The following is an 18048-nucleotide window of genomic DNA, read 5'->3' as shown; positions in this document are numbered from 1 at the left end:
GCAAGGAAATTTTAATTTCCCTCTGGATTAATAGAGGAATTACTTTGAGCTTCTTTTGCCTTAATAATGGACGACTCCTGTTTGGCCTGGGCCACTATTTCCGGATAATCCCCGAAATTGGCGATAACACTATCCAAAATATAGGTTGCTTGGAAAGCATCTCCCAAGGCATAGAAGTTCTTGGCCATAATGATCAAGCCTTTGGCGCTCCACTCCTTATACCCCGCATAATCCTTGGCCAATTTTTGAACCGAAGCGTTGGAAGCCTCGTAATTTTGAGACTTGTTCTTGAAATAAGCATCGTAATAAAGTGCCTCGGCCGCTAACTCCCCAGTTGCAATTTTAAGCACTTCCGAATAGGCCTTTTCCGCCCTGTTCTCATCCTTGGTCTTAATGGCCGATCTTGCGATCATTATTTGTGCATCACTTTTTATACGGTTATCAATGTTGGAATTGGATAACACTTTAGTGGCGTACTGAATGGTCTTAGCATAGTCTGACCGCTCATAGTAACCCTTCATTAAATTGGACTGGGCAAAGGTGATATTCTGCTGAATTTCCGCCTTGACTTCCAGTTCTTCCAAAAAGGGAATGGCAGTGACATAATCATTTTTGCCTACATAAATCTCGCACACCCTTGTAAGTGCCTGTTCTGCATATTCATTGGTCCCCTTGCCTGCCACATTTTTAAAGTAGGGCAATGCTTTATCCTTCTGACCTTTTCCAAAATACAATTGTGCCAAATTAAAATTGGCTTTTAAGGTATTCAATCCGTTTGGAAATTGTTTAACATAGGCCTCATATCCCTTTATGGCCGCATCCTGATTGCCTTCAATATATTGTTTGTCAGCAGATTCAAAAGTAGCATTGTCCAGTTCTGTATCGGTCACCTCAACAAAATCGAGACCTTTCACCCATTGGGCATATTCATTCACCCTACCCAGGTCTACATAAATAAGCTTGGCCGTAGTTACGGCCTGAAGCGCTTCCTGAGTGTTTGGGTGGTCCCTTACCACCGTTTTAAATTTGGCCAAAGCCTGTTCATTGCGATTGGCATTATAATGCACCAATCCTTGACGCAACATGGCCTGTGGCACCAAAGAGCTGCCCTTATAATCCATGGTGAGCTGATCGTATAACTGCAACCCTCTTTCCGTATTATTGGCCCTCACATAGGAATTGGCCAGTTCAAACAAAGCGTCGTCCTTAAGTGTTGAATTGGGATACCTGGACACAAAATTGGAAAGCTCCTCTATTTTGGTTGCACTCCTGTCCACAAACCCATAGCTCAGCGCCTTTTGATAGGCAGCATAATCGCTCGAAGCACTATTCCGTGCTATTGCCTTGTTATAAGTCTCTATGGCAGGCCAATATTTGCTGCTTACAAAATAGCTATCCCCTAAGCGTAGATAGGCATCGTTAAGTTTTTCACTATCCCCGTTATTGGTCTCCACATAACTGGAAAACGCAGATATGGCATTGTTATAATTTCTCAATTTGAAATAGGTATATGCCAGATTGTAATTCAAGTCCTTAAATTCAGGAGTTGCTCTGGCACTCGGATTTGATTTGAATTGAAGATATCCGGTCAGGGCATCATCAAAACGGTTCATATTATAATCCGATTCCGCCTTCCAGTAGCTAGATCTTGCCTTAAAGTATTGATCTTCGGCATTGTCCAGGGATTTCTTAAACACGGCTGATGCTTCCTCGTAATTCCCCTCCAAGAACAATTCCACTCCCCGATAAAACGCCACTTTCTGATAGGTAGCCTTACTGGCAAAGTTTTTGTTTTTCTCCAAAAGCTCCATGGCACCGGCAAAATTTTTGGAAGTAATATAAGAATCCACCAAAAGTTCCTGCATCTCCCCTTTATTGGCATCATTGGGATATTTCTCCAAATAATTGGTCAACACCTTGGGCACAGGCTCATATGCGTTCCCTATTTCATAACTCAGTCTGGCATAATTTAAATAGGCATCCTTTTGAATTTCAGGATTGAAATCCATTTGGGAGGCATTTCTAAAGGCGTTCAAGGCCTCTTGTTTTTTATCCAGCTTTAGATAGCATTCCGCCAAATGATAATAGGCATTCTGGGAAACATCATTGTTACCATCGATTATTTTGTTGAATTGCTGTATCCCATTCGCATAATCGCCCTGCATATAGTAGGAATAGCCCAATAGATAATAATCGGTATTGCTCCACTTTCCCCTTTTCCCCTTGTATTCGGACAAATAGGGTATGGCATTGGCGTATTGTTTTAGGTTGAAATAACTCTCCCCAATAATTTTATTGAGTTCAGAAACTTCATTTCGATCAGATTTTGGCAATTGCTTTTTCGCCAAGGCAATAGCCTCTTCAAACTTGCCCAATTTAAAGTTCATATCCGCCTGATAGTAGGACAGCTTTTCTTCCAACAGTTCTTGGTCGGTAATCTGATCAAAACGCTGGTTGGCCTGGGCATAATCGTCCTGCTGATAAGCAATATACCCCAAGTAATACTTGGCTTGGGAACCATAGGTCGGAGAAGTGGTCACCTGGTTAAGGTAACGTTCGGCCTCTTTTGGTTTATTGGAGGAAAACAAGGCATAACCATTGTTAAAATTGAAGCGTTCCTTGTCTTTTCTGGACATGGAACTTTGATCTACCTTGGTATACCATTTTAAGGCGTAGGGGTATTTTCCGGTTGCAAAATAATAATCGGCAACATCGAGATAGGCAGAATTACGTTTGGTAGAAGTTGGATACTTTTCAACAAAGTCTTCCATCAACCTATCGGCCCCCAACTGATTTAGGCGAATTGCAGCAGTAGCGGCATAATAAGCACTGTTGGCCTGGGTCTCTTCATCCCTGGTATTATTTTTTACTCTTTCAAAGATAGTCTGAGCTGCCTGATACTGTTTATTGTTATACAAGGCCAAAGCTTCTTGGTAGTCCTTTTGGTCAAAAGTATAGATCTCGGATTCTTGGGCATTTACGTAAAATAAAGACCCAACAAAACACAGTATTACAGCGGTTTTTTTTCTTAGCATAGTGTTCTCTAGAAGTTAAGAATTACCGTAATTAAATTATATAACGATAAATATTGTCCCTAAGTATATGATAAAGAAAAAGATTTTTAAAGAAGATTTGACTTAATTCCAAAGGAACTTATTACTTTTATATCAACATTAAAAACTATGGGCGAAAGCATATTGCGATTGAAGGATGTAGCCGTATTTCAGGGTGAAAATTTAGTATTGAACGATATTAGCCTTGAAATCAAAAAAGGGGAATTCGTATACCTTATCGGAAAGACAGGCAGTGGAAAGAGCAGCTTTATGAAAACTTTATATGGCGATCTTCCATTAAAACAGGGAAGCGGCCATATTGTAGATTTCGATCTCACCACCTTGAAAGAAAAAGAAATTCCATATTTGAGAAGAAAACTAGGGGTGGTTTTTCAAGATTTTAAATTATTACCAGATCGCAACGTCAACAATAACCTCCTTTTTGTACTAAAGGCCACCGGCTGGAAAGACCATAGTGAGATGAACGCCAAGATTGAAGATGTCCTGGATAAAGTGGGCATGAAAACAAAAGGCTTTAAATTTCCCCATGAACTTTCGGGAGGGGAACAACAACGTATCGCCATAGCCCGAGCGCTATTAAATGATCCAGACCTAATTCTGGCGGACGAGCCTACCGGGAATCTCGACCCACAGACCAGTGTAGAAGTGATGAAGGTACTTCAGGACATCAATAAAACGGGAAGGACCATCCTTATGGCCACCCACGACTATGCCCTTATTCTTAAATATCCATCCAAGACATTAAAGTGCGATGGCAATAAGGTTTTTGAAGTAATACAACGGGCAGTTTAAATATTAAAAAAGAAAATAGTCTGGCATAGACCCGCCATATCCTTCATCAAACCGACCTAAAATAGCTGGTTATATTACTGGCTTATCTAGTTGCGCATAGGCCATTAGACACCATTTTAATTACTTTATTTTCCAAATCAGGTTCGGTTCAGTTAAATCCAAAGTCGCTTCACCCACCATTTTGTCCACTTCACTTAATAACCACCTAAAAGGCACTAATGCGCCCCTTATCTTTGCACCAGAAATAAATTGCATATCAAAATATTCATAAAATTATATATCATGAAAAACGCAGCTTTTTTATTAAGTACCATACTAGTATCTCTTTCACTGTTCTCATTTTCAGGAAAGGACAAATGTTTAAACTCTGATGACATTAACTGTTATATTGAATCACACAACCCCTTTGCCGAAGGATTGCTTATGGATGAAGAAGTAAGAAATTTAAGTTTGGATCAAATTAACCTTATTGAAGTGGAGGAAGAAATTAATTTAGGATTTGAGACTACAACCTACCTCCCTCTTGGATTCAATGCTTATGCTGGGATGGAATTGGATCTTAACAGTATTATTGTTGAGGAATTGGATGAAGAAATTGTATTGGGATTTGATCCGGCAAAATATCTTCCCCTTGGTTTTAATGCCTATGCCGGTATGGAACTGAACCTTAACGATATTGTAGTAGAAGAAATTGAGGAAGAGATCAACCTTGGCTTTGAAGTAATGAACTATTTGCCCAAGGGATTTAACGCTTATGCCAAATAACAATAATATAAATACATAAATTTATCACCTACAAGCCCTTGACTCTATTCAGGGGCTTTTTTGCACTCCAAACCGGGAGAACTACAAAATCCATCTTGAGAACTATGATAGGGAGGTGTAATGAAGTATATTTAAAACAACAAAGGTAATATGGAAACTATAAAACAGGTAAAACAGCTTGAAATAATAAAGATAGCCTTACTTATTGCTGTTTTAGTGACCCTTCCACTGACCATATCGCTATTTAGGTCAACAGGTCTCAATAAAGAGATTTTTTCCAGTGAGCTATTTGTAGATCTTGATTTAAAATTCTGGTTTTTCTTCCTTTTTTCATGGTCTGCACTGCAGTTCAATACCAATTTTATTTATCGCATCCCTAAAAAGTACCGCTTACTGGATTGGGGATTGAGGCTCTTGGGCAATATTGGAATTCTATTGGCCACAATTTCTATCCTAAATTTCGTATACCCTATTTTTATTGACAAGGACATTTCTAACAGGGAAGAGGATTTTCAAGATTTTATATTCATCGTTGTCCTCATCATCATCCTTTTTATCTCCAGAATTTTAAGGCTAAAAATTATTCAGGGAGAAAGTATTCTGGAAAATGAACATTTAAAACAACAAAACCTACAAAATGAACTTTCTGCCCTAAAGAATCAAATCAACCCGCATTTTCTTTTCAATTCCCTAAACACACTCAATTCCCTTATACGAGACAATAAGGAGGCTACCATTTTTGTTAAAAAGCTTTCCTTTATGTACCGTTATATATTGCAAAGCGGGGATAGAGATCTGGTCTCTTTAAAAGAGGAACTTAAGTTCCTAGAAAGCTATACCTATTTAATAAAAACAAGATACAGGAACCGTTTTCAAATTGATATTGCAATCGACGAAAGTTATCTTGATAGAAAAATTCCACCTTTGGCATTACAGTTATTGGTAGAAAATGCAGTAAAACATAACGAGATTTCGGAAACACATCCTTTAAAAGTTCAAATCTACTCACAGGGTGAATGCATTTATGTTGAAAACAAAGTACGGGCGCGGACTACATTGGCGGAAGGTACCGGTACCGGACTTTTAAATCTGTACAAACGTTATTACATGATAAGAAAGCAACAAATTATTGTGGATAAACAAAATGATATATTCCGTGTAAAGTTACCTTTGAACAAAATGACATGAAAGTAGTAATTGTAGAAGATGAATTGGCGGCAAGTGAAAATCTTGTCTATATGCTAAAAAACTTAGAGGATACCATTGAGGTATTGGCAGTTTTAGACTCTGTAAAAACCTCTGTCGATTATTTTTCGAAAAATCAGGGAGCCGACCTGGTTTTTATGGATATACACTTGGCCGATGGGCTGTCATTTGAAATTTTTGACGCCATTAAAATTGACGCTCCCATAATCTTTACTACCGCTTATGACCAATATGCCTTAAAAGCTTTCAAACTAAATAGCATCGATTATTTATTAAAACCCATAGATGAGGATGAGCTGGAAGAAAGCCTGATTCAATTTAAAGAGCAAAAAAAAGGCAAGGGCCTTATTACCAATCAAGTCGAGGGATTACTGCATTTATTAAAAGATCAGAAAAAAGGTTACAAATCAATGTATTTGGTCCATCATAGGGATGAATTAATTCCATTAAAGACAGAAAAAATTGCGTACCTATATATTGATAACGGAATCGTTAAAGCGGTAACCAAGGATAAACAAACTTATATCATAGAACAAAAATTGGAAGATATTGAAAATGACCTGGACCCTGGCATTTTTTACCGCCTTAACCGTCAATTCATTGTTCAAAGAGACTCTATTTCTGGCATCAAACAATATTTCAACGGAAAGCTTATCGTAAACGTAATCCCGGTTTATGAAGAGCGAGTAGTAGTCAGTAAGGCCAAAGCCGCCGAATTTAAAAACTGGATGAATAACTGACCCAAAAATTAAAGTAACAATTATTACTTCTAAGACAAAACCATTTATCCATCAAAGGCCATAGATTTCAAGCTTGCGGACCGTAAAATCAATCCGCCGGATGGCATCTAATTTAACAAAACTTACCCCTTATGATTGCAAAATTGGCAACCATAAGGGGTAAATAATTCACAAAAAACGACCCTTACTTGGCCCCTGCTTTGTCGGTATTGGCGTCTTTTTGCAATACCACCGATTTAGAACCTGTCAAGGGTTTTACATTATTTTCCCCATTATCGGTATAGCTTGCCGTAATAACCATTACTGTTTCGCCCTTGGTAGGGTTTGGAACTATGCTTCCCGCTGCCGGTAAGGATTTCTTCTTAACAGCAGTACTTGCAAGGGACTGGATATACAGCCCAATTTGCCTAGATTCATCCTTGGTAAGGTTGGGATGGGCAGGCATGGTTACCTCTCCCCAAACGCCACTACCCCCGGAAATTATCTTTCCTTGCAGATAGCTAAGCCCCTTTTTATCGTTCTTATACTTTTCAGCAATATCGCGGTACATGGGTCCAACAGATTTTTCCTTTTCCTTATGGCAGGTCTTACAGTCCAATGCCAAGGTCAGGGCTTTTCCGGTAACGGCCGCTGAAACTTCTTGATGTCCCAAAGAAAGTGAGGCCTCATCCATACCTTCCAGATAATCTACGGAAACAAAAATATTGTCCGCATCGATTACAGAACCATCCGGATCCACAACGGAAACCTTATAGCTCACTGCTTCTCCCGGTACAAAAAAGGATGAGCTACCTCCACTGATATCTATTGAAACCTCCGGCCTGGTATTTCCGGCCACAACATTTAAAGCCTCACTTTTGGCAGAAGCTTTCTTAGCATCCACAACAGAAGCGGAAACAAAATAGTCCCCTACATTTTCATAGGTATAGGTTATTTGGGGAGTAGTGGTTTCCTTGGTCTCACCGTTCCCCAGGTCCCAAAGATAGGTCATAACATCTTGCTCCCTATCACTAGCCTCAACCTTGGCCGTAATGGTCAACGGTATTTTTCCCGATGTTTTATCTACAGTGATATTCTCGATCACCGGAGGTCTATTGCCTCCATTATATTCAATATAACTCAATGCAGAATCATCATTTTTAGAAAACCAGCCACTGCCGTATTCCAAGAGGTATACCCTACCATCAGGACCTACTTCCATATCTATAAGGTTATTTACCTTAATTTGATCGGCAAAAGGCTCCATTTTATTAAATTCCCCATTGGGAAACAAACTAACGGCCATCATCCAGCCACGTATCCAATCGTAAACCAACACCTTACCATCATAATACTCTGGCAGGGCATTGGGTCCATGGTAAAGATCCGAATAATACACGGGTCCCGCCATAGCATTCCTTCCACCGGTACCGGTTTGCGGAAATTCTTGGGATGCTACGTACGGATAAAAACCATAGGCTGGCATGGCCTTCGGAAGCTCCCTTAACCCAGTATTGTTTTTAGAATCATTGATGGGTTTTTGCGGATCAAAAGCTTCTCCACTTTCGCCTGTGGCATAGTCATAGTCGCGATAAGGTTTATTGTCGGCAACGAATAATGGCCAACCAAAATTGCCCGCTTCCCTGGCCTGATTCATTTCATCGTAACCCCTTGGCCCTCTAGTATCCAAACTATCTACTCTAGCATCAGGCCCCACATCTCCCCAATATACATAACCCTTCTTGGGGTCTACCGAAATCCGATATGGATTGCGATGGCCCATGGTAAATATTTCAGGTCTGGTCTTGGCCGTACCTACTGGGAATAAATTTCCTTCGGGGATACTGTAACTTCCGTCCTCATTTACCTTAATACGCAATATCTTACCCCTGAGATCATTGGTGTTCCCTGAGGATCTACGGGCATCGTACTGTTCCTTTCCCGGTAAATCGTTTAAAGGCGCATACCCTTTATTGGTATACTTCGCCCCTTTTTCATTAAAGGGGGTACTATTATCCCCTGTTGACAAATACAACATATTATCTGGACCAAAAGCTATGGAACCAGCTGTATGGCAGCATATTTCACGCTGACTATCCACTTCTAGAATAATCTGCTCGGAGGCCATATCAAAAACATCGTTCTCAAACTTGAATCTAGACAATCTATTGACCCACTTATCGCCAGTTGGACTATAATAAACATAAATCCAATGGTTGGTTTCAAAATTGGGATCCTTTTGCAATCCCATTAACCCTTCCTCTGCATTTACATTTGGTGTGTTTAGGGTCTTATGATACACATCCAAAAATCCCACCTGGGACAATTCTTCAGTAGCAGCTTTGTAAAGCATTATTTCGCCACGTCTTTGGGAAACCAAAATGTCATTATTGGGTAAAATAGCCATTTCGGTAGGCTCAAAAAACTCACCAAATTTCAAAGGAACTTTGGTAAAGCGATCAGAATCTGGAGGAATCTGAGTAGTAACCTTTGTATAATCCAAGATTTCATTCTTCCCAATGGCATATTGAATGCCCCCAAGAAGATGTTTTAAATACAAATCTTCGGAAAAACTTTCCGCAGTATGGCCCAGGGCAGTATAAAAGGCTCGGCCACCATCGTATTCGTGATACCAACTCATAGGATGATGTTCTCCATTTTTACCACCTTTATAGGTATTTTCGTCAACGGTCATTAAAACGTTTACCTCAAGATTTAATTTCTTAAAATTATAGAGTTCATCGGTGCGATGCCAGATAGAATCGCTAAACATACTTGTAGCACTGAAAGTGTTGTCCTTAATAACAAAATCCGCCTCCGGAGTACCTGCTGGGTGACTATCAAAATAAGCCCCGACCAATCTTCCATACCAACCCCAATCATACTCGGTATCCGTTGCAGCATGAACACCAACAAAACCTCCGCCGGCCTGAATATACCTCTCAAAGGCAGCCTCTTGTTTAGCATCCAATATATTGCCAGTGGTACTAAGAAATACTACTGCAGAGTACTTCTTTAAGTCGTCATCATTAAAGATATCGGCATTCTTGGTCGTATCTACACTAATTTTGTTCTCCATCCCCAACTTCTGTATTGCTTCCAAACCATTGGGTATAGAAGCATGTTTAAAGCCCATGGTCTTGGAAAAGACCAAAATTCGGGGTTCGCCTTCCCTTTTCTTGCTATCACAAGAACTAAAAAACAGTATAAAAAGACCAAGGACAAGGGCAATGTGATTTTTCATCAATAAGATTTTAAAATGATTATTTCGATCTATCGGATAAGCTTAAGTTTTACATAGAATTATTGGAAGTAGGAATATCATAAGCACTTAGCTCATTAAAAAAACAAACAACTGGCAATATCCGAAATTTTAGAATTTCTCAAATATAGCATTTATTTAATATTATTACAGCTACACTTTTAATTATGGATACGATTTCATTTATCCATTTCCAATAGCACTTTTAAAACCCCTCCTTTCGGCAGAAATTATTTTATACCTTTAAGCTACCAACTAAGACCAATGATTCTAAAAAAACAAGTCTATAAGGTAGACAAAAAGGTGAACCCGTTGATTGGGATCCTCCTGTTCTTCATCTCTATATTTTTACTCACACTCACTCTCCCTTTGGGTTTTATATATGGTATTTTTCATGGTTTATTCAAAAAGGGTATTGTAGGATTGTCCGAGTATCTTCTAGAAATAGCCATCTCTATAGATCAATTGGGAAATGTTGGGATGCAACATCTTTTAAACGTATTGTGGATCAAAAAAGGCGGCTATAAATTTGGTAATCGGGACGAAACCATTTCCAGTGCCCTTGGCCGCAACAACAAGTTGGGAACACTCACCAAATTTGGATCAGCCATAGATCAACTCTTGGATCTTATAGATAAGAACCACTCCCTTAATTCCATTGATTACTATATTGAACCTTCGACCGAAATCATAGACCAATTGAAATGGATCCATATTGTAGACCAAAAGCTATTGGCCATTAAACCAGCAGGAAACACCAAGTATATACTTCCAGGGGGACAAAAAGAACCAAAAGAGTCCGATGTAATGACACTTTCACGGGAAATAAAAAATGAGCTGGGAATAATTCTAGAAATCTCCTCCTTTGAACATTTGGGGATTTTTGAAGCACGGGCCGATGATAACAAACCTACTATTTTAGTGCGGTCCACCTGTTATGCCGCCCAGTATACCGGAACACTCACCATTATGCCTGAAGTAGGCGAAATATTTTGGCTGCACTACAAGGACAGGGAAAAAGTTTCTGAAGTTGATAAATTAATTTTTGATTTACTTAAAGATTCAGGCCAATTGATTTAATATATTGACTAGCCTTTTATATTTAAAACCACTTTAACACCTTAATGTAATCCTCCTATGCCAACCATTTTTAAAAGACCATTTATCCTTTTCGCAATTCTAACATTCCTAGGGAGCAATCTGCAATGCAAGCAAGCCCAAAGGCCTCCCAATGTATTGTTTATTGCTGTAGATGACCTAAGAACCGAATTGGGCGCATATGGTCACCCTTTAGTAAAGTCGCCAAATATGGACGCCATAGCTTCCGAAGGATCTATTTTCACCAACCATTTTGTTCAAGTACCTACCTGCGGGGCTTCCCGTTATGCCCTATTGACCGGAATGCGGCCCAGCAAACCCATACATTTGAACAACAGTGCCATTGAACATTTACTATCGGACAAGGAAGAACAAGATGTCCCCGAGAGTTTTATCCACCATCTTAAGAGGAACGGTTACTACACTGTTGGGATAGGTAAAATTAGTCACTCTGCCGATGGTTTGGTCTACGGTTATGAAGAACCTGTTTCCACAAAAAAAGAGTTGCCGCATAGCTGGAACGAGCTATTGTTCGATGCCGGGAAATGGGGTACTGGTTGGAATGCATTTTTCGGGTACGCGAACGGAGAAAATCGCCAAAGCCTAAAGAAGCAGGTAAAACCATATGAGGCAGGAGAGGTAAATGACGAGGGTTACCCGGATGGATTGACCACCAAATTGGCCCTTACAAAACTTAGGGAGCTCAAAGATAAGGAACAACCTTTCTTTATGGGAGTTGGTTTTTTTAAACCACATCTGCCGTTTAATGCACCCAAGAAGTACTGGGACCTTTATGACCGGGACCAGATACCTGTTTCCCCAAATCCCAATATTCCGGAAAACATAAGCTTAAAAAGCCTACACGAGAGCGGTGAGTTTAATCAATATGCCCTAGGTGAGGAAAAGGCAAGTCTCGCCGAACCGGTTTCCCTAGAATACGCCAAAAAATTAAGACATGCCTATTTAGCCTCCATAAGTTATATTGATGCCCAAATAGGGCTGATTTGGGATGAACTAAAAGTGTTGGGGCTGGATAAAAACACCATTATCGTTATATGGGGAGACCACGGTTGGCACTTGGGAGATCAGCGGGTTTGGGGAAAACACACCTTGTTTGAAAATGCCTTAAAAAGTGCATTGATAATAAGGTCACCCTTTGAAGAACATCAGACCAAAAAAGTAGAATCCATTGTTGAGACTGTAGACATTTATCCAACCATAATGGAACTGTGCAACATTGGTATGAAACACAAAATAGACGGGGAAAGCTTCAACGATAGTTTCACAGCCGCCACACCAAAAGAAGATCTGGTGGCCTACAGCTATTTTAGAAATGGCATTTCGTTGCGGACCACAAAATACAGATTAACCAAATACTTTAGAGAGGAGGAACCTACGGTTGAATTATACGATCATATTGCGGATCCCAATGAAACCAAAAATATTGCCCAATTAAATCCAGACATTGTCAAGTCACTTATGCCTTTGTTGGAAAAGGGAAATACCGGCCTATATGAAGGAAAATAGAGAATTAATAAGAACCTAAGAGCTATTGCAGTAATTTTATATAAGTAAGGCCCAACAAGACTGCAAAAGTCTGTCCTTGAAGTATGCATACTACAACTCCCAAAAGTTTTTTGTTACTTTGTTTACAAATATATTAATATAATACATGGAAATCCTAGGAATAGATGTCGGTGGCTCGGGCATAAAAGGAGCTTTAGTGAATATGGAAACTGGTGAAATGATATCGGAGCGGTTTAGGATACCCACTCCAAAATCGAGAAAACCAAAACCCATGGCCGAAGTGGTAGCCAAAATTGTAAAGCATTTTGATTATAGCGGACCCATAGGCTGTGGATTTCCAACCGTTATAAAAAATGGCATCTGTAAGACTCCGGGAAATCTACATAAAAGGTGGGCCGGTGTAAATGTAAATGAATTGTTCAGCGAGGCAACGGGATTACCGGTTACCGTGGTAAACGATGCAGATGCCGCAGGATACGCATCTATGAATTTTGGCGTAGGCCGGGGCAAGGAAGGCCTTGTGCTGATGATCACTATAGGAACAGGCTTGGGCAGTGGTGCCTTTTACAATGGAGAATTGATACCAAATTTTGAATTGGGCCAGATCCCTTATAAAAAGTATGATAAAATTGAATTATGGGCAGCAGCCTCGGCCAAGGAAAGGGAAGAACTTAGTTATAAGAAATGGGGCAAGCGATTTAACGTCTTCTTGGAGTTGGTTGAATTGATCGTATCTCCGGATCTAATTATATTAGGGGGAGGAACCTCCAAGGATTGGGACGAGTTTAAGGATTATATCACTATTGAAACCCCTGTAATTCCTGCAGAATTGCAAAATCATGCCGGGATTATTGGCGCGGCAGCCGCAGCTTATAATAAAAAAGGGGTACTACATTAAAAGTAGTTGACCATAATTAAATCGCTATTTTTCATTCCTGAAAATGTAGCTCCCAAATAAGAAGCAATATTAGCTAATAGGCAATTAAAAAAAAGGTGATTTCCGTTCCATGGAAATCACCTTTTTTTTATTCAATATTACAGACCCTCCAAAAGTTTTGCCCCTTCCGGCTGTTCAAAGAAATTCTCTTCCAACTGACTTTGGAATTCTATATCGCTCAATTCAATGGTCGTAATAGGTTCTCCTTTTGGTTGGCCGTCGTCTGTAGACCAATAGGTATTGAATTTTAAAGGAAAATTTATACCGTTAACGGTAGTACGACTTACCAAATCCATAATTTTTTCAGGATTATTCCCCCCATTGGGAAAATATCCTGGATAGGAAACTATATACCGTAGTGCTGATAAAAGGTGCGTTTTGGTATCCAAATACAATATATAATAATCGTCCGGAGCATCACCGGTCCCTGAAGCGAAAGTTACTTTCACCACATCTTGTAGTGTATCCTTATAATTTACTTGCGGCAACAATTCCAAATTAACACCTTCCCCGTCCAACACCAAAGGCTGCGCGGCAAGATACAAAGGGGTCAAGGCCCAAAATCGCAAATTATATTTAAAAGTGGTACTGTCCTTGACTTTTACCCAAGCGTTTTTTCCATCCCATCCATAAATTGCAGTACTGTCCGTAACACTGCGGTGTCTGGCTTTATTGCTCCACGTATCAATAGTCTGGTATGTATCCCGGGGTACGGAACCATCCAAGGGTTGATAATTGAATCTAAAGGACAAATAGCCATTACCATACCATTTCTTCAATCCTCCCATCGCTTCCATGGCATCCCAAACCACTTTTCCCGCTTCAGACCCATCAAGTCTCTTTTTTGCCTTTTCAACCCTATTGTTCACCCAAGAAATTGGAATCAGACCAGGATTGGCTTCTTTAACCACTTCGGTCTCAGATACTTCCTGTTTTGATTGAGAGGCTTCCTTACAGGAGAACAAAGAACTACATATTAATACTGCATAGATAAGCGTATACTTCATTTTGAAAATTGTGTTTTACTATTACTAATCCCCTAAGGATTAAACGGCCTTATGGCCTATACTTGCTTTTTTTCGGTCCTCATAATTCTGTGCTACCATTTTATCAAATTCTTGAGGCGCTTCAAAATTCATGATATTTTCCTTAAGTCGCTCCTCACCACCAAAAATTACATGTAATTCTTTATTTAGTAAACCTTCTATTGAGCGCTGGGCCACAAATTCCGGAGAATCCATTGTTCTACCTTTAAATTTCTCCATCATATCCGTATCCGTTGCTGTTGGAAAAGAGCAGGTAACACTTATATTGAACGGCGCAAGTTCCCTTCGCATAGCATCCGAAAATTGGCGTACGGCCGCCTTAGTGCTTCCATAGGCTGCATAAAAGGGCATACCTAACAGACCCAAACCAGAAGATATATTTAAAATGGCAGCTTCTTTGGATGCTTTTAAAAGCGGTATGCAATATTTAGTAAGCAAAAGCACCGCAGTAATATTCACCGCTACTTGATCATAAAGGTCTTCATCCTGTATATCCTCCAAAGGACCAGCTGATACTATACCGGCATTATTGATCAGGATATCCAAATGCCCCCATTTGTCTTCTATAAGCGCCGCAGCCTCCCGCAAAACTTCTATGTTTGCTACATCGCCAGCAATGCGCATAAACTTAACGTCATCAAATTCTTGGGATAACTGTTTTAAATTTTGTTTATCACGGGCAATCACGGCAATATGGCGTACACCACCTTTTACCAATTCCTGTATCATACATTTTCCAATCCCTCTAGTACCGCCTGTGATGAGTACATTTTTTCCTTCTAGTTGCATATTTTATTACTTTGGGTTAGGCCGAATTAAGTTGTAATTCAACTTCAAATTAGCTAAAATTCATATCCGAAACGAAGAAAAATAGACTTAGTTCAAATTATTCAGAAAGTAGAAAAATGTAGCCCAAAATTTTAGTGATTTCTTAATTCAAGAGCTCAAAATGACAATTTCCCTGAATGATTTCACCAAGCCCCACTGTTTAAATTTGATATAGTAAATGTGTGATAAACAAAAAGCCACCAAAAAAGGTGGCTCATAGTTTATTAAATAGAGTAAAAAAAAGCCCCTTTAAAAAGGGACTTTCTACTTATGCTATCTTATTACGCTTACGATCATTTTCTGTTAAATGTATCTTTCTAAGACGTAAGTGTTTAGGTGTAACCTCCACATACTCGTCTTTTTGGATATATTCCAAAGCTTCTTCCAAAGAAAACTTAATAGCAGGAACGATCTTGGCTTTGTCATCCGCACCTGAAGAACGAACGTTGGACAGTTTTTTGGTTTTGGTAATATTAACCGTCATGTCGTCACCTCTGGAGTTTTCTCCAATTACCTGACCCTCGTAGATATCCTCTCCCGGATCAACAAAAAACTTACCTCTATCCTGTAATTTATCAATGGAGTAAGGAATAGACTTTCCTGTTTCCATGGATACCAAAGAACCGTTTTGTCTTTGAGGAATATCCCCTTTCATAGGTTGGTATTCCAAAAAGCGGTGTGCCATAATGGCTTCACCTGCGGTAGCCGTTAATAATTGGTTTCTTAAACCTATAATACCTCTTGAAGGAATTAAGAATTCACATACCATACGATTTCCTTTGGCTTCCATACTGGTCATTTCCCCTTTACGGATCGATACCATTTCCACTGCCCTACCTGAAACTTCTTCCGGCAAATCTATGGTCAATTGCTCAATAGGCTCACATTTAACACCATCAATCTCCTTGATGATTACCTGTGGCTGCCCAATTTGCAATTCATAGCCTTCTCTTCTCATGGTTTCGATCAAAACAGAAAGATGCAGTACCCCACGGCCAAAAACCAAAAACTTATCGGCACTATCGGTTTCATTAACCCTTAGGGCCAAATTCTTTTCCAATTCCCTTTTTAGACGGTCATTGATATGTCTTGACGTTACAAATTTACCATCCTTTCCAAAAAATGGACTATCGTTGATGGTAAACAGCATACTCATGGTAGGCTCATCAATAGCAATAGTTTTCAATTGTTCAGGATTTTCAATATCGGCAACGGTATCACCAATTTCGAAACCTTCGATACCTACCAAAGCACAAATGTCTCCGGTCACTACCTCTGGAACCTTTAAACGGCCCATTCCTTCGAAGGTATATAGTTCCTTAATTTTAGATTTTACAATGGTTCCATCTCTTTTTATCAAAGAAACTTGTTGACCTTCTTTCAAAGTACCTCTTTGCAATCTGCCAATGGCAATCCTTCCTGTAAAAGAAGAGAAATCCAAAGAAGTGATCAACATTTGCGTATTCCCTTCCTTAGGTTCAAAAGTTGGGATATGCTCAATAACCATATCCAACAATGGTTCTATGTTCTCGGTCTGGTTTTTCCAATCATCACTCATCCAATTGTTCTTCGCAGAACCATATACCGTTGGAAAATCCAATTGCCATTCTTCGGCACCAAGTTCGAACATTAGATCAAAAACTTTTTCATGTACCTCCTCAGGAGTACAGTTTTCCTTGTCTACCTTATTGATAACCACACAAGGCTTAAGACCTAGATCTATTGCCTTTTGAAGTACAAAACGAGTTTGTGGCATAGGACCTTCAAAGGCATCCACCAACAAAAGTACGCCATCTGCCATGTTTAGTACACGCTCTACTTCCCCGCCAAAATCGGCGTGACCAGGGGTATCAATAATGTTGATCTTGGTATCCTTGTAAACTACGGAAACGTTCTTTGAGGTAATAGTAATACCTCTTTCACGCTCCAAGTCATTATTGTCCAAAATTAGGTCACCAGTATTCTGATTTTCCCTAAATAGTTGACAGTGATACATTATTTTATCTACCAAGGTGGTTTTACCGTGGTCAACGTGGGCTATAATAGCTATGTTTTTTGTAACTCCCATAATATGATTTTAAACGCATCTAAGCACCCTAAATGCGGGCGCAAAGATACTCATTTTTTTTACGCCAACTACAAAAGCCCAATTTTTCTTATCTTATTGATATTGAAGTAGTTTTACAAAGCTTGGGATAACGCTCCTTAAATGCGGAAAAGTAGTATTAACCCTTTAAATTGAAACCCTATTTTGTTCCATATTGATTTATTGCTCATCTGCAGAAGGACCATAGGTGGCAGGAACCGACTCGTTCAACAACCGAAGGCATACACCCAATTGGGCTCTATGATGCGGAAATTGATTTAATACCATCCCCCTTAGCACTTGATACTTGGGCATTTCCATCACAGTCTGTCCTCCTTGAATCATTTTCCATTTCCTATCATATTCACTGTTAGCTACTTTTAGAGAATCTACCGCTTCCTTTGCAGCCGATTTCAGGGTTTTAATCATTTCGTCCACATTGTCATTAATTGGAGGCTTGTATTCATCCATTATCATCTCATCTTGAGACATAGTACCTACCACCCAACTAGGCAATTCGGCCAAATGACTTCCCAATTGCTTAATGGACATGGATTTAGGGTGTGGGCGCCAGTCCAATTTATCCTTAGGAATGCGTCTTAAGAACTTCTCTGTAAGGGCTACTTCGTGTTCCAATTCCGGAATAAGTAATTTTTGAATTTCCATGATGTCTTGTTTTTTGATTAACCCTTTAATTTACAACAATTA

General features: G+C 39.5%; 13 protein-coding genes. 7 read left to right on the top strand and 6 right to left on the bottom strand.

Translation table 11 applies throughout. The features are described from left to right. Positions 1–11: 11 nt before the first annotated feature. A complete protein-coding gene (locus tag KO529_RS02490; RefSeq protein ID WP_215946356.1) occupies positions 12–3035 on the bottom strand; it encodes a tetratricopeptide repeat protein in 3024 nt (1007 codons plus the stop codon). Positions 3036–3182: 147 nt separating this feature from the next. On the opposite strand from KO529_RS02490, the gene KO529_RS02485 reads away from it, so the two are divergent. From KO529_RS02485 to KO529_RS02470, 4 genes are all read left to right on the top strand, one after another. Then, a complete protein-coding gene (locus tag KO529_RS02485; protein ID WP_215946355.1) occupies positions 3183–3866 on the top strand; it encodes a cell division ATP-binding protein FtsE in 684 nt (227 codons plus the stop codon). 282 nt (positions 3867–4148) lie between these two features. Then, positions 4149–4631 (top strand): hypothetical protein, encoded by a 483-nt coding sequence (locus KO529_RS02480; protein ID WP_215946354.1) that lies wholly within the window; start codon positions 4149–4151, stop codon positions 4629–4631. 150 nt (positions 4632–4781) lie between these two features. Continuing rightward, positions 4782–5819 (top strand): sensor histidine kinase, encoded by a 1038-nt coding sequence (locus KO529_RS02475; RefSeq protein WP_215946353.1) that lies wholly within the window; start codon positions 4782–4784, stop codon positions 5817–5819. After that, on the top strand, positions 5816–6577 hold the full coding sequence (locus KO529_RS02470) for a LytR/AlgR family response regulator transcription factor (RefSeq protein ID WP_215946352.1): 762 nt from the start codon (positions 5816–5818) through the stop codon (positions 6575–6577). Before KO529_RS02475 ends, KO529_RS02470 begins: the two co-directional genes overlap by 4 nt. A 184-nt stretch (positions 6578–6761) precedes the next feature. On the opposite strand, the gene KO529_RS02465 is transcribed toward KO529_RS02470, so the two are convergent. Next, on the bottom strand, positions 6762–9800 hold the full coding sequence (locus KO529_RS02465; RefSeq protein WP_215946351.1) for a ThuA domain-containing protein: 3039 nt from the start codon (positions 9798–9800) through the stop codon (positions 6762–6764). Positions 9801–10082: 282 nt separating this feature from the next. On the opposite strand from KO529_RS02465, the gene KO529_RS02460 reads away from it, so the two are divergent. The 3 genes from KO529_RS02460 to ppgK all read left to right on the top strand — a co-directional run bounded on the left by KO529_RS02460 (position 10083) and on the right by ppgK (position 13341). After that, positions 10083–10898 carry an NUDIX hydrolase gene (locus KO529_RS02460; RefSeq protein ID WP_215946350.1) on the top strand — a complete coding sequence of 272 codons (816 nt, stop codon included), beginning with the start codon at positions 10083–10085 and terminating at the stop codon, positions 10896–10898. A gap of 57 nt (positions 10899–10955) precedes the next feature. Beyond that, complete coding sequence (locus tag KO529_RS02455) at positions 10956–12443, top strand: sulfatase (protein ID WP_215946349.1); 1488 nt, start codon at positions 10956–10958, stop codon at positions 12441–12443. Positions 12444–12588: 145 nt separating this feature from the next. Next, positions 12589–13341: a polyphosphate--glucose phosphotransferase gene (gene ppgK / locus KO529_RS02450; protein ID WP_215946348.1), complete on the top strand. Its 753-nt coding sequence runs from the start codon at positions 12589–12591 to the stop codon at positions 13339–13341. Positions 13342–13478: 137 nt separating this feature from the next. On the opposite strand, the gene KO529_RS02445 is transcribed toward ppgK, so the two are convergent. The 4 genes from KO529_RS02445 to KO529_RS02430 all read right to left on the bottom strand — a co-directional run bounded on the left by KO529_RS02445 (position 13479) and on the right by KO529_RS02430 (position 18006). Then, positions 13479–14387, bottom strand: coding sequence for a hypothetical protein (locus tag KO529_RS02445; protein WP_215946347.1), 909 nt, complete (start codon positions 14385–14387; stop codon positions 13479–13481). Positions 14388–14426: 39 nt separating this feature from the next. After that, positions 14427–15215 (bottom strand): SDR family NAD(P)-dependent oxidoreductase, encoded by a 789-nt coding sequence (locus KO529_RS02440; protein WP_215946346.1) that lies wholly within the window; start codon positions 15213–15215, stop codon positions 14427–14429. A 307-nt stretch (positions 15216–15522) separates the two neighbouring features. Beyond that, positions 15523–17322 carry a translational GTPase TypA gene (gene typA / locus KO529_RS02435; protein WP_215946345.1) on the bottom strand — a complete coding sequence of 600 codons (1800 nt, stop codon included), beginning with the start codon at positions 17320–17322 and terminating at the stop codon, positions 15523–15525. Between the two features lie 198 nt (positions 17323–17520). Then, positions 17521–18006, bottom strand: a complete 486-nt coding sequence (locus tag KO529_RS02430; protein WP_215946344.1) for a DinB family protein — start codon at positions 18004–18006, stop codon at positions 17521–17523. Positions 18007–18048 lie beyond the last annotated feature (42 nt).

Origin of the sequence: Arenibacter algicola, from assembly GCF_018860365.1 — a bacterium.
In the GTDB taxonomy this organism is placed as follows: domain Bacteria; phylum Bacteroidota; class Bacteroidia; order Flavobacteriales; family Flavobacteriaceae; genus Arenibacter; species Arenibacter algicola_B.
This window is presented reverse-complemented; position numbering and strand designations above follow the sequence as displayed.